The 12,839-nt window shown below is 44.4% G+C and carries 13 protein-coding genes and 1 pseudogene; 12 read left to right on the top strand and 2 right to left on the bottom strand.

Annotation, left to right across the window (positions count from 1 at the left end):
* Window positions 1-76: 76 nt before the first annotated feature.
* From DOZ58_RS03670 to DOZ58_RS03650, 4 genes and pseudogenes are all read left to right on the top strand, one after another.
* On the top strand, window positions 77-421 hold the full coding sequence (locus DOZ58_RS03670) for a CGGC domain-containing protein (RefSeq protein WP_111889673.1): 345 nt from the start codon (window positions 77-79) through the stop codon (window positions 419-421).
* 8 nt (window positions 422-429) lie between these two features.
* Window positions 430-1,104, top strand: coding sequence for a hypothetical protein (locus DOZ58_RS03665; protein ID WP_111887062.1), 675 nt, complete (start codon window positions 430-432; stop codon window positions 1,102-1,104).
* Between the two features lie 384 nt (window positions 1,105-1,488).
* Window positions 1,489-2,691: pseudogene (locus tag DOZ58_RS19220) on the top strand (YeeE/YedE family protein).
* Window positions 2,692-2,798: 107 nt separating this feature from the next.
* Window positions 2,799-3,692, top strand: coding sequence for a LysR family transcriptional regulator (locus tag DOZ58_RS03650; RefSeq protein ID WP_111887060.1), 894 nt, complete (start codon window positions 2,799-2,801; stop codon window positions 3,690-3,692).
* Window positions 3,693-3,734: 42 nt separating this feature from the next.
* Here DOZ58_RS03650 and DOZ58_RS03645 read toward each other — a convergent pair whose 3' ends face one another.
* A complete protein-coding gene (locus tag DOZ58_RS03645; RefSeq protein WP_111887059.1) occupies window positions 3,735-3,947 on the bottom strand; it encodes a sulfurtransferase TusA family protein in 213 nt (70 codons plus the stop codon).
* 86 nt (window positions 3,948-4,033) lie between these two features.
* Between DOZ58_RS03645 and DOZ58_RS03640 the strand changes: the two genes are divergently transcribed.
* From DOZ58_RS03640 to DOZ58_RS03620, 5 genes are read left to right on the top strand one after another with little or no spacing between them, the layout of a single operon-like run.
* Complete coding sequence (locus DOZ58_RS03640; protein ID WP_162624402.1) at window positions 4,034-4,753, top strand: glycosyltransferase family 2 protein; 720 nt, start codon at window positions 4,034-4,036, stop codon at window positions 4,751-4,753.
* A gap of 38 nt (window positions 4,754-4,791) precedes the next feature.
* Entirely contained in the window at window positions 4,792-6,051 is a 1,260-nt protein-coding gene (locus tag DOZ58_RS03635) for an ATP-grasp domain-containing protein (RefSeq protein WP_111889671.1), read from the top strand.
* A gap of 60 nt (window positions 6,052-6,111) precedes the next feature.
* Complete coding sequence (locus DOZ58_RS03630) at window positions 6,112-7,074, top strand: ABC transporter substrate-binding protein (RefSeq protein WP_242988597.1); 963 nt, start codon at window positions 6,112-6,114, stop codon at window positions 7,072-7,074.
* Window positions 7,064-7,846 carry an ABC transporter permease gene (locus DOZ58_RS03625; RefSeq protein ID WP_111887057.1) on the top strand — a complete coding sequence of 261 codons (783 nt, stop codon included), beginning with the start codon at window positions 7,064-7,066 and terminating at the stop codon, window positions 7,844-7,846. Before DOZ58_RS03630 ends, DOZ58_RS03625 begins: the two co-directional genes overlap by 11 nt.
* Window positions 7,843-8,559 (top strand): ABC transporter ATP-binding protein, encoded by a 717-nt coding sequence (locus DOZ58_RS03620; protein ID WP_242988596.1) that lies wholly within the window; start codon window positions 7,843-7,845, stop codon window positions 8,557-8,559. Before DOZ58_RS03625 ends, DOZ58_RS03620 begins: the two co-directional genes overlap by 4 nt.
* On the opposite strand, the gene DOZ58_RS03615 is transcribed toward DOZ58_RS03620, so the two are convergent.
* Window positions 8,537-10,189: a glycosyltransferase family 39 protein gene (locus DOZ58_RS03615; protein ID WP_111887055.1), complete on the bottom strand. Its 1,653-nt coding sequence runs from the start codon at window positions 10,187-10,189 to the stop codon at window positions 8,537-8,539. The genes DOZ58_RS03620 and DOZ58_RS03615 overlap by 23 nt on opposite strands.
* A gap of 258 nt (window positions 10,190-10,447) precedes the next feature.
* Here DOZ58_RS03615 and DOZ58_RS03610 point away from each other — a divergent pair, with 258 nt between their 5' ends.
* The 3 genes from DOZ58_RS03610 (at window position 10,448) to DOZ58_RS03600 (ending at window position 12,838) form a co-directional block, all read left to right on the top strand.
* On the top strand, window positions 10,448-11,386 hold the full coding sequence (locus tag DOZ58_RS03610) for a rhodanese-like domain-containing protein (RefSeq protein WP_111887054.1): 939 nt from the start codon (window positions 10,448-10,450) through the stop codon (window positions 11,384-11,386).
* A 76-nt stretch (window positions 11,387-11,462) separates the two neighbouring features.
* Window positions 11,463-12,485, top strand: a complete 1,023-nt coding sequence (locus DOZ58_RS03605; protein WP_111887053.1) for a YeeE/YedE family protein — start codon at window positions 11,463-11,465, stop codon at window positions 12,483-12,485.
* Window positions 12,482-12,838 carry a YeeE/YedE thiosulfate transporter family protein gene (locus tag DOZ58_RS03600; RefSeq protein ID WP_111887052.1) on the top strand — a complete coding sequence of 119 codons (357 nt, stop codon included), beginning with the start codon at window positions 12,482-12,484 and terminating at the stop codon, window positions 12,836-12,838. The genes DOZ58_RS03605 and DOZ58_RS03600 overlap by 4 nt, the downstream gene beginning before the upstream one ends.
* The last annotated feature ends 1 nt before the right edge of the window (window position 12,839 follow it).

Genomic DNA, 12,839 nt, shown 5'->3' with positions numbered 1-12,839 from the left:
CGATGGTTCACAGGGGATTGCTCCGGGATCATTCATTTCGTTGCATAAACAATTGACACCGCTTCTTGATCAATGTATGCTAGTGATAAATAGGGTTATCATTGTTCACTACCTGCGTTTTAAAAAGGGAGAATTTACGAAAGTTGGATTAATTCGCTGTCAACAAACTGAAGATATGTGTCCCGGCACTACTGATTTTAAGGTGATGCGGAACAAAAAAGCGGCCTTTGAGGGAATTGAAGACGATATTGAGATCGTTGGCTTTGTCAGCTGTGGTGGATGTCCCGGGAAAAAAGCCGTGACCCGGGCGGCGGAAATGGTGAAGCGCGGCGCGGATACTATTGTGCTCTGCTCTTGTATCACCCGGGGTAATCCGAACAACTTATCATTGGTGGCGGTTTTGAGAAACGCAATGACTTAAGCCCGCTTTTGAGCAGTTTTGCCTTTGTCATGATTGGTGTTGGCTTTGCCGCATCGGCAGCTATGAGCCATAATCTAATTGTTTCGGTAATCGGGATCATCGGTGCTATTTCGTTTTCAACCTTTGCACTACTGGTTTTAGTGGTAATGCTGACGCTAGGGATTCAAGCGATCTTAAAAGACGGGATTGCCTTGGAAGGCGCACCAACCCTCTGGATGCTGATCCCGATTATGACCTTGTTGGGGATTACCAGTGTCCGGGTTATCTCGGGTATTTCTCATAATCTGATGGGAACAGAACCCCATCCAGCGGTGATTTTAGTATTCTTATCCGTTTTTGTCTCGATTCAGGTATTGTTTGGACTGATTGGTTATCAAGCGCTACACAAAATGGGTTATTTTAAAACATTTATTAACGGCGATCAGAACAGTGTGGGTAGTTATGCGCTGATCTGTCCGGGTGTTGCAACCTTTGTCATGGGGATGTTCTTTATTGAATGGGCCCTGGTTAAAACGGATGTGATCACAAAATTCAGTATTGCCTATTTTGCCATCATACTGCCACTGGTACTGGTTCAATTAAAAACCATTCATGTGTTGTTTAAAATCAATCGTAAACTGCTATGTAGTGGTAAAAACTGTAGTGCAAAAAATTCCGATTCGGTAAATCCTGCTGTGATCTAAATAGAATTACTGTTAAAAAGTTAGCCCCGAATGGGGCTTTTTTGATGCCCTTTTATTTAGAATCGAATTTCGATTCGGTAACGCGCAATTGTGATTTATCTAGACACTCGATTTTAAATGAATTATTCAAACAACTTAAAAATAATCAGAGTGACGGTAATCCGTTGCAAAAACAGTGGAATAAGTGTAAGATAAGCATAAAGTAAAATTTTGGTTAAGAATGCTATCATTTATCCGGCCTTGATTTATAACGAGCAAAAAAACATGTCAGGTTTAGTTTGAAATCGGTTTTAAAACACAAGGAGCAATAGTTTGGTCAAAGCGACAGATCATAAAAAAGATGAATTTTCCCAGCAGTTTTCAGCGGGCTCTATTTTGTTGTTGATGCTGCTTTTAATGGGCCTTTTTTTATTTCAGTATTCAATGGTGACTGCTTTTTTCTGGATTAGCGGCATTGCTTTTGGTTATACATTGCAACGCTCCCGCTTTTGTTTTGTGGCGGGGCTTCGGGACCCAGCTTTGACAGGAAGCACCGCCATGACTCGGGGGGTACTGGTGGCGCTGGCAGTAACAAGTATCGGGTTTACCGCGATCAAATATTTTTATTATATCACCGGCCAGACGATTCCGGGACAAAGCTATATTTCGTCCATTGGTATGCATACTGTTATCGGCGGTACTATTTTTGGCATCGGAATGGTGATTGCCGGGGGTTGTGCCTCCGGGATGCTAATGCGTATCGGCGAAGGGTTTGAAATCCATCTAATCACCCTGCTCGGCTTTTTTTTCGGCACCTTGTTGGGTAATAATCATCTTGAATGGTGGCAAACTCATTTGATGTGGATAGAAGACGGGGTGTTTCTACCGGATGTGTTCGGGTGGGCGGGTGCATTGATTATCCAGCTCCTGGTGATTGGTCTGCTGTATGGATTAGCCATGAAATGGGAAGAAAAGCAGGAGCTATAGTGGTAGTTTGTACAAAAATGTATTTTCTGAAAGTCCGATACAGAGGATTGCTCGAGTATGATAAAGGCTGAAAAATGGGGAAAAACGATGAATGCAGAAGATCAGAAAAAATTCAGAAAGTGGTTTAAGCCAGCCTGGTCCTATGTGACCGGGGCGGTGTTATTATCGATCCTTCAGATAATTACCCTGATAGTCACCCAGGAACCGTTGGGTATTACCAGCGCCTTTTCTTACTGGGCCATGCGTTTGCAAGGGTTTTTGGGCTTTGGAACGCCCGAGCATTTAGGGACGGTTCTGGGGTTAATGGGAACAACAGAGACCTTGTGGTTCGAGGAGAATCTGGTAACGCTACGAAATCTGGGAATTATTTTGGGGGCTTCATTATCAGCTTTACTGGCGTCACAATTTAGACTCAAGAAAATAAAATCGGGGAAACAGGCAATGGCAGCAGCGCTAGGCGGTCTGTTGATGGGCTATGGTTCAAGTATCGCATCCGGTTGCAATATCGGAGCATTTTTCAGTGGGATTGGATCGATGTCCTTATCCGGCTGGGTATTCGGTCTTTTTTTATTTATTGGTGCGCTAATCGGCGGAAAACTGCTGATCCGATTTTTGATTTAATTAAAAAAACCAGGAGAAAACCCCGGAAAGAACAAATTGCTAATGTTCAGAAAAGCAAACTGTGATAAAATGATAACAAAGAACTAAAAATGAGGAAGTGATAATTCTTGCATATTGAATATCTTGAAAATTTTTATCAGGTGGCAAAAGCTAAAAGCATTTCAAAGGTGGCCACCGAAAACCATATCTCTCAATCGGCATTAAGCCAGCAGATTTCCAAGCTGGAAAAAGACTTTGACAGCACTCTGCTGATTCGCAGTAACAAAGGGGTGGAATTAACAGAAAAAGGGAAGATTGTCTACCAGTATGCAGGTAACATTGTGCGAACGCTAAACATGATGCGCACAAAACTGGAAGAAAGCGATCAAGTTTTAAAAGACATTAAAATTGAAGCCTTCTGGACCATTGCTAATTATTCATTGCCCTGTGTGATGTACAAGGTCAAGAAACGGTTTCCCCAAAACAATTACGAAATCCGCTCCAATAAAGCGTTGGTAATCGAGGAAAATATCATCAATAATATCTGTGATCTCGGGGTTATTTACGGTAAGCCTAAGAATGAACGGCTTTCTTATTACAAAATCGGTATCGATAAGCTGGTACTGGTTGCCCCGGCCGATCTTGAGATTCCTGACATCATCAGTCTGAAGGATCTGCCTGATTATCCGTTGATCATTCTCAATGACAGCATGGATTTAACCCGGGTGATATTAAAAAAAATGCAGCAGACCGGCAATAGTGATACGCCCCTGAATATACTCTACAAAAGCGATTCCATCGAATCGGTGAAGGCTTCGGTGATGAACGAATTCGGAATTGGCTTTTTGCCCTATATTGCCATTAAAAAAGAGTTATACCGCAAGCAGATCAAGGCCATCGCGATTACGGATATGACCATCGAGTATGAAATGTATCTGATTTATGACGAAACAGAGAACAACCATGTAATTATCGATTTTATCAAATATTTTAAGGATATCGCCAGAAAAAGTCTGTGTTAGTTTTTAACAGGATTAAACGCATAGTCAAGACAAAGACGAGGCTTAGGATTTGGTGATAAAGATTTCCCAGACACCGACAATGATCTCATCTGAGCTAACCTGATGTTTTTTAAACTTATTGGTTACGGATTCCAGTGCGCAACTGTGATCGGTAATGATTTTGATGGTTTCGCCGGAGTTGAGTTTTTTAAATTCTTTTTGTGCTTTCAGAACTGGGATGGGACACATTTCTCCCAGACAATCAATGGTTATCATGGATCGACCGCCTTCTCTTTTTTGCATAGTATAACATATTAGGATATCTTTAGGTAGGGTTATTTATCAGCCAGCAAGGAGTCAAATTGGATAAAGCAGTTAAATTAGATCAGGATGTTAGCATTGTCATTCCGGTATATAACAGTGCCCAATCGATCAGAGAATTAATCCGTCGGTTGGTGACGACTCTAGAAGCAAGAGAATCAACTTTTGAGATCATTCTGGTGGATGATTGTTCTAAGGATGATTCCCGCGAAGTGATCCGGGTGCTGGAAGCGGTCGATTCCCGGATTGTTTTAATCGCCCTGGATCAGAATTCCGGTCAGCAATCAGCCATTAAGACCGGGCTGGCCCAATCCCGGGGACGTAAGGTCATCACCATCGATGACGATCTGCAACAGCAGCCGGAAGACATTATGTTGTTGCTGGATGAAATAAAGAAAGGCTTTGACGTGGTTTACGGCATTCCGGACCGGGCCGGATATCCGTTTTACCGGCAATTGGGATCCAATCTGGTGGATCTTTTTTTTACTCTGATTTTAAAAAAGCCCAAAAGAATCCGGGTGGGTAGTTTTCGCGTGCTCAATCGAGAAACCGTTGAACAAATAATTAAAGATCAAACACCCTTTGTTTACATCACGGCGATCACCCTTCGGTTTACCAAAAATATCGGGAATGTCAAGGTGGCTTTTAAGCAACGGCGCTATGGAAAATCAAATTATACGATTAAAAAGCTAAGCCAGTTGTTATTGCGATTGTTTTATTATTATGGTTGCCTTAACAGCGACTACCAGCGAAGAAAATAATGATATCGATAAAATTAAAAATAAAGGACGGAAAAACGATGCGACTGCAAATTTTAGGTGGTGGTAATAATCAGTTGGGAGCCATCCGCCGTGCCGCTGAACTGGGACACGAAGTGGTGCTGGTGGACTATTTAAAAAATCCGCCGGGTCGGATCTATGCGGCCTTCAATGAGGAAGTCAGCACCTTTGATGTAAAAAAGAACTTAGAGATTGCAAAAAAGTACCGGGTTGATGGGGTTATGACGATGGGCACCGACCAGCCCGTTTATACCGTTGCCCGGGTGGCCGAGGCCTTGAAGCTGCCCGCTTTCCTCGATGTGCCGACAGCCCGGGCAGTTACCAATAAAGAAAAGATGAAGAAGATTATGACCGACAACCAGATTCCCACGGTGCCTTATCGTTTTCTAACGAAAGAAGCCCGGGCAGAAGATCTGGGCAAAACCTCATTTCCAGTGGTGATCAAACCCCTGGACAGCCAGGGTCAGCGCGGGGTTTTTAAGCTTTACTCTCCAGCAGAGGTCTTAAAAAATTTGCCGGTAACGCTTTCTTTTTCCCGCGAAGAAAAAGTGCTGCTGGAGTCCTTCTATCAGAGTGATGAAATCACGGTCAGCGCCTGGGTAGACAAGGGGGTACCGGAGATTCTTACCATTACCGATCGGGAGAGCTTTTCCTTCGATCGCAACATCGGGATCTGTTATGCCCATGAATACCCAAGCCGGCACCAAAACCGGGCGGCAGAAATCCGCGATCTGGTTTTAAAAATCACCCGGGCCTTTGCAATTGACGCTGGCCCTCTTTATATCCAACTGCTGGTGGGGGCGCAGGGGATTGTCGTCAATGAGGTCGCTTGCCGGATTGGTGGTGCCCATGAAGACATTTTTATTCCCTATTTGACCGGTTTTGATATTCTCGATCGCGTCATAAATTTCTCCCTGGGGATCGATGATTTATCGGCTGATGATGATCAGCCGCTGATAAACTCAGAGCCTGTGATTGAGCGTCGGAGTGATCATTTGTCGGTGCAGTTGTTTTTTGCCAAACCAGGAAAAATAACCAGTCTCACCAGTCTGGAGACCCTGAGAAAGATTCCCGGCGTGATTGCCGCGGGCTACAATGTTAGCACCGGACAGACGCTAAAAACCATTGCTAACGCCACCGCTAGAGCTGGTTATCTGGTGATTGCCGGAACCTCGGAACAGTCTTTGCATAGCTCCATTAATCAAGCCTTTCGTGATCTAAAAATTATTAACGAGCAAGGTCAGAACCTGGTGATTCAACCTAAAGACTATCTTGCGTGATCATAGCAAGCGGCAGGAATAAGTGTTAGTGTACTGACTAATAAAAAAAGGGGGAAACAATTGAAAAAGTTTGTAATTATCTTATCTATGATGGCGCTGTTACTGACAACTAGCTGTGCCAAAACAGAAACGGCTGGTGGGGAAAAAACCATCCGCATCGCCGAACAATATGGGATTGCCTATGCACCAGTCCAAATTATGAAAGCACAGGGACTACTGGAAAAAAATTGCCCGGGGATTGACATTTCATGGGAACAAATGAGTAATACCGCGGCCATTCGGGAAGCGATGGTAGCCGATCGCCTGGACGCCGGGTTTATGGCCATCCCGCCATTTCTGATTGGCTGGGATAACGGCATGGACTGGAAAATTGCTACGGGCCTCTCATCGGTGCCCACCGGGCTGGTAACTAAAACCAGTGTCAGTGGTCTGGCTGAGCTGGGCGAAAATGACCGCATTGCACTACCACAACCGGGCAGCGTTCAGCATATTCTGCTGGCTATGGCCTGTGATCGGGACTTTGGCAATCCCCAGAAGCTGGACAATAATCTGCTAACCCTGTCGCATCCGGATGGGATGAATGCCTTACTTTCAGGTAGTGATGTGACCGCTCATTTTACCTCCACCCCGTATCTGGAAAAAGAACTGAGCACCGAAGGATTCCATCAGATCCTCTCCGGTAACGAAGCCTTTGGTGACGAGTTTTCATTTATTGTGGGCGTGACGACTAAAAAACTCCACGATCAAAACCCGCAAGTTTATGCTGCTTTTAATCAATCGGTCGCTGAGGCGATTACCTTTATTAATGACCATCCCCAGGAGGCAGCGGTAATTCTCAGTGAAGCCTATAAGCTGCCGGAAGCGGAAGTGCTGGCATATCTGAGTGCGGCTGATACAAAATACAGCACCACCGTCAAAGGTCTTCAGACCTTTTCGGATTTTATGCTTAAAACCGGCTATCTGAAAAAAAGTTACGAAAGCCCGGAGTCGGTCGTTTGGGAGCATACCGATTATGAAGATTAAAGCGCTTTTTTTAAAGCCTTATTCAAAATATATCTGGATTGCGATCATGCTGCTGGCCTGGGAATTAACGGCAAAACTCTCGCCAGTGAGCCCTTTGGCGTTTCCATCTCTGGAATTGATTTTTGCTTCATTGATTGACTCGATCATCAATGGTGACATCCTGCTACAGATGCTTTTTTCCCTGGGCTTGATCGTAATCGGCCTTGGGATTGGTGTGGTTTTGGCTTTTCTGATGTCATTTCTGTCAGTGGTGAGTCCGGTGTTTGCCAGTTTTACCGACACCTGCGTTTCCATTTTTCATCCCTTACCGGGAATTGCCCTGTTGCCACTGATCATTCTCTGGATTGGTACTGGCAGTATGGCCGTTTTGTTTATCATCGTCCATTCGGTTTTATGGCCGATGATTCTCAATATGACTGCCGGCTTTAAGGCCATTCCCGAGGTGTATAAAAAAATCGGTCAGAACTATGAGTTTAATACCTTCCAGAGCATCCTCCGGATCTTTATTCCGGCGTCGCTGTCTTATTTGCTTGCTGGTCTTAAAATTGGTTGGGCCAGGGGTTGGCGGGCGGCCATCTCGGCCGAAATGATTTTTGGGGCATCTGGGGGTATCGGCGGGATCGGCTGGTATATTTTTAATAAACGGGTTTTTATGGATACGGCCGGTGTATATGCCGGGCTTCTGATAATCATTGCAGTGGGAATTTTTGTGGAAGATTTTGTCTTTGGGAAAATTGAGAAAAATACCATCAATAAATGGGGTGTAGCATGAAGCCAATCATTGAAATTCGTTCACTGAACAAATCTTATGAGGACTATCAGGTCCTTTATAATCTCAGCCTAAAAATTTGGCCGGGAGAATTGATCTGTGTCATTGGCCCTTCCGGCTGCGGCAAAAGCACGTTGCTTAACCTGATTGGTGGATTTGTCAAAGGTGATCAAGGAGAGATTCTACTAAATGGTTTGTTGGTCGAAAAACCCAGTCGCAAATGTATTATGGTGTTTCAGGAGTTTGATCAGTTGTTTAGCTGGCAGACAGTCCGACATAATATTGAATTTCCGCTGAAAAAAGCGCCGGATCGGCTAACGAATCAGGAAATACGAACCCGTGTGAACCATTATCTGGCGATGGTAAACCTGTCCGATTTTGGTGATTATTATCCCAATCAGCTTTCCGGCGGGATGAAGCAGCGGACGGCTCTGGCCCGGGCCCTGGCGTTATCCCCCCAATTATTGTTAATGGATGAGCCCTTTGGCAGTCTGGATGCCCAAACCAAACGGGATCTCCAGGACACCCTGCTGAAGATTAAAGAGAAAACCCGGGCCACCACAGTTTTTGTGACCCACGATATCCGGGAAGCTCTTTATTTAGCCGATCGGATTGTCGTGCTAAGAGCCGGTACCGTGGCAGCGGTAATAAAAAATCAGTCCCGCAATGTCAGTGAGACCCGGGTGGCCGAAATTACGGCCCTGCTTTCACCCTGAAAATATGGATCTGCCAGGGCTTCGTATCAATCAGGGGAGCCAGATTGGTGCCGTAGCTGCTGTTACTAAATACTGTGATTTCTTCGCAGTGCTCAGCGAGAAAGGTGGTCATTTCAGCAAAAATCGGGGTGATATCGCCGTACATTACATCATAGGCGGGATGATTTTTGGTGATAAAGGTCAGTTCATCATAATAGATGATGTACTCAATCTGCTGTTTGGCAATGTAGTCGGCAAAGGTCATTCCCCGGTCATCGAGGTATTGCAGATTGCGATAGTCAATTAGTTGGCCATCGGCAAAGGCATACTCGGCGTTTAAATTGCCGAGAATTTTCGGACGTCCGGGAATGGCAGCCTGGATTTGGTTGAGATAGACAGAATAGGGACTGGCTGTGGGTTGCAGCCCAGTTAGTGTCAGCACAGCGGTTATCAGGACTAACAGTCCGGGTAATGGCTTTTTTTTATTTTCTGGTAGCTTGGGTTTGCTTAACATTTGTTCGGGATAGCATTGGTCAGAAATCATTTCGAGTAATAGCACGGTTAGTAAGTACATGAGCGGAAAGACAAAGACAATGCTGGTGACATTGTATCGGCCGATTAGAAAAATCCCCAGATTAACCCCAAAAACGATCAGTAGGGGGAGCTTCAGTTTTTGATAACGCGGGCAAGATCGGTGCTTTGCTAAGAGCAGCAGGCTAAGTAACAGCACCAGCCCAAAGACGATCAGTTGAAAACGGATATTGGGCATATAATACTCGATGCTAAATTGGGTAAACAGGTGCCGATAAAAAATCAGAAAACCCTGTAACTTGCCCGGTAATCCATCACCAACTCCAAAATTTTTACCTTGCTGGAGATAGTGTACCAAATAATCCGGATCCATAATCAGGCTGATGCCGATAAAAAAAAGGGCAGACAGGGCTATTACCAGAACCACTAGAGTTAGATTCTTAAAAGTAATTTTTTTCTGATAGAGAAAGTAAAGATAGCACAGTCCGATGGTTAAAGCGACTATAAAACTGTTGGGATGGACGCCAATCCCTAAACCGACAATTAACCCCAGCCACAGATCATCCGTTAAGTGATGGGTAGCGATTCGGTTAATCAGAAGATACAAGGCCAACACCAGAATAAATAGAATAATAATTTCCTGCCGGGCCAGATGGGAGGCGTAAAGATACTGAATGTCCAGAGATAACAAGAGGGTGGCTAGCAGTGCTGTACCATCAGAAAGACAAAAAAGCCGGCTGAGCTGATAAAAAAAGTAAAGGGTTCCCACTGAAAAAAGCAGAGAAATTAGTCGGAAGGTAAAAATCTGATATCCGAACACCTGCATAAACCCGGCCTGGAGCAGATGAAACAGTAGCCGGATGGCATGGGGATAGCGCTCATAAATGTTAAAAAAAGGCTCAGTGACACCGATATCACCGGTTACTGCGATATGTCGGGATAACCCGCTGAGCCACGACTCGTCAGAATGAACATAGGGAAAAGTAGTTAGCAACACCAGATTGACAAGAAAATAAAGCCCCAGATACCAATAGATCGCCTTATTTGGCCGGGCCAGTTGTTTAAGCGCTGTTTTTATTTTTAGCGCATTTTTTTTTTGTTTATTATTGCTGCTTTTCATGAAAGGTACCTCAAATGGATTTGCAGATACAAGCCAGAACCGGCCAGTTGCTTTTAACTGAGTATAACACAAAGCTGGGAAAGGATCACGCGACAAACAGCAATTCTACAATTAGACGGTGCGGTCAGTCATGAGTGCAACGTTTTGTTGACTGCCATTAATAACATTAATACAGCATTACAAAGTCCGTGAACCAAACCCCTTGATTATCGGTTACAATGTTGTTAATTAAATAATTAACGATCTGGAGGAAAAGAAATGTTAAAGAGAAGTCGTATTTTTGTATTAATGGCCTTAATCGCCACCATGATGTTTGTCAGTGCCTGTACGCCGGCAACAACCGGAAGTACCCAATCAGGTGACAGTAACGAACCAAATGCAGTGGTGACAGCTACCAATGAGTATTTTGCCAACATGCCTGAAGACATCAATAAAATTGATCAGGTTGCCTTTATCGATAAGGTAAAAGCTGGCGAAGAGATGACTATCATCGATATTCGCAGTGCCGATGCTTATGCCGAGGGACATGTAAAGGGAGCCCTTAGTATGCCATGGGGTCCCAACCTGGCTGAAAATCTGAATAAGATTCCTGCTGATAAGCCGGTTATGATCTATTGTGTTACCGGACAAACCGCAGGACAGACGGTGTTACTTTTAAACCTGGCCGGATTTGAGACAAAATCGGTAAATCTTGGTTATAAGCTGGGGATTTCCAAGGTTGAAGGTGTTGATGCCGTGATTGAAACAACCCCCAACGCTTTTGATGATTCTGTGAAAACGGTAATTGATCCTGATATTCAAGAAGCCATTGTTGCTTATTATGCCGGTCTGACAGATGTGAAGGATACTAAATATGCCAACTACAAAATTACCGAGGATGATGCGAAAGCCGCGATGGACGCCAAAGACGAAACCATCACCTTCCTGGATGTCAGAAAAGCAGAAGATTTTGCCAAAGGCCATATTGAAGGCGCAGCCAACATTCCTTTTGGTAAAGGCATGGAAACTGAGTTTGATACCCTGCCCACTGACAAAACCATTATTGTCTATTGTTACACCGGACAAACCGCCGGACAGACCGTAGCGGGACTACGATTACTGGGCTATGATGCCGTATCCCTCAATTCTGGCGCTGGAACAGCTGCTACCGGAACCGCTGGTTGGGTGAACAAAGGCTACCCACTGGTTACCAATTAATTGATCATTCAGATACTAAATATGAAGTGGCATCTTGCCACTTCATGTTTGTTTTAACCTAATAGGAGGTAAAGTTATGGATATTTCCAATCGAGTCGACATTCCCAAAACAATTGATATAAGTAAAAAGCAACGCGTACAGCCTTATATTGGTCTGGTTTTATTAATTGCAGTTATTCTTTTCGGGGCTCTCAAAAGCAATGTGGATCAGAAACTGACCTTGTTTCTAATCACTGGTTTAGCACTGGGTTACATTTTAACGCGGTCCCGCTACGGTTTTGCTGGCGGATTTAAACGGATTTATGTGACTGGCGAAGGCAGTCTCAGTACCGCACTGCTGGTAATGTTTGCTATTTCTATGGTGCTGGCCGCTGGAATTCAGTTTTCTGCCACGATGATGGGGATCGATCCCCCGGGACTTAGTTCTGTCAAGTTTTTAAATGTTTCCGTTCTATTGGGTGGTTTTCTCTTTGGTATTGGCATGATGTTAGCCGGGGGCTGTGCTTCTGGGACACTTAGTGACTTAGGCGAAGGAGCCGGCCGGTCGATGATCGCGATGACGACTTTTGTGCTGGGCTCTCTGCCCGGACTGATGGCCCAGGATGCCTTAAACAATTCCGCCATCGGACAGATTGGGATGAAGCTTTATCTGCCGGATGTGATGGGCTATGTGGGAGCGGTGATCTTCTCAGTCGCACTTCTGGGTATACTCTATCTGGTAGTACGTAAGTATGAGAATTTCCGCAAAAAAGAAGGCTACTATGAAAAGACCGTTTATGAAGATCAGGAATTGCCTATTCCTAATAAAGAACCGTTTAAACTATTTAGTTATGCCACTTTTCACAAAATTTTTGTACAACGTTGGAGCTTTATGACTGGCGGTATTTTGTTGGCGATTATGTTTGGATTCATCTTAATCTCAACCGGACATAGCTGGGGCGTGACCGGACCGTTTGTGACCTGGGGCGTGGCTTTCTTACAGATGTTTGGGATTCATTTTACGGCACCGGTTTTTGCAGACTATGTAGCAACTGCCAATGGTGGAATCTTAAATGATCCCGGTTCCTTGCGAAATATCGGTATTATTCTACTTAAATGATCCCGGTTCCTTGCGAAATATCGGTATTATTCTACTTAAATGATCCCGGTTCCTTGCGAAATATCGGTATTATTCTAGGTGCGGCCATCGCTTTTCTTCTGGCAGGACGCTTCGCATTTGACCGACACTTTAAATTAAAAGATGTTATTTATTACTTAATCGGTGGTTTTTTAATGGGCTTTGGTGCCAGACTGGCTGGTGGTTGTAATATCGGTGCCCTGTTTTCAGGAATTGGCAATTTTTCACTTTCCGGATGGGGATTCTTTGTGACACTGGCTCTGGGTGGATTTTTAGCCCTGAAAGTCTTTGCTGGAAAAGTTAATATTATTCCCCCGGACCGACATCAGAAATAGT

The sequence above is a fragment of the Acetobacterium sp. KB-1 genome (assembly GCF_003260995.1).
In the GTDB taxonomy this organism is placed as follows: Bacteria; Bacillota; Clostridia; order Eubacteriales; family Eubacteriaceae; genus Acetobacterium; species Acetobacterium carbinolicum.
This window is presented reverse-complemented; position numbering and strand designations above follow the sequence as displayed.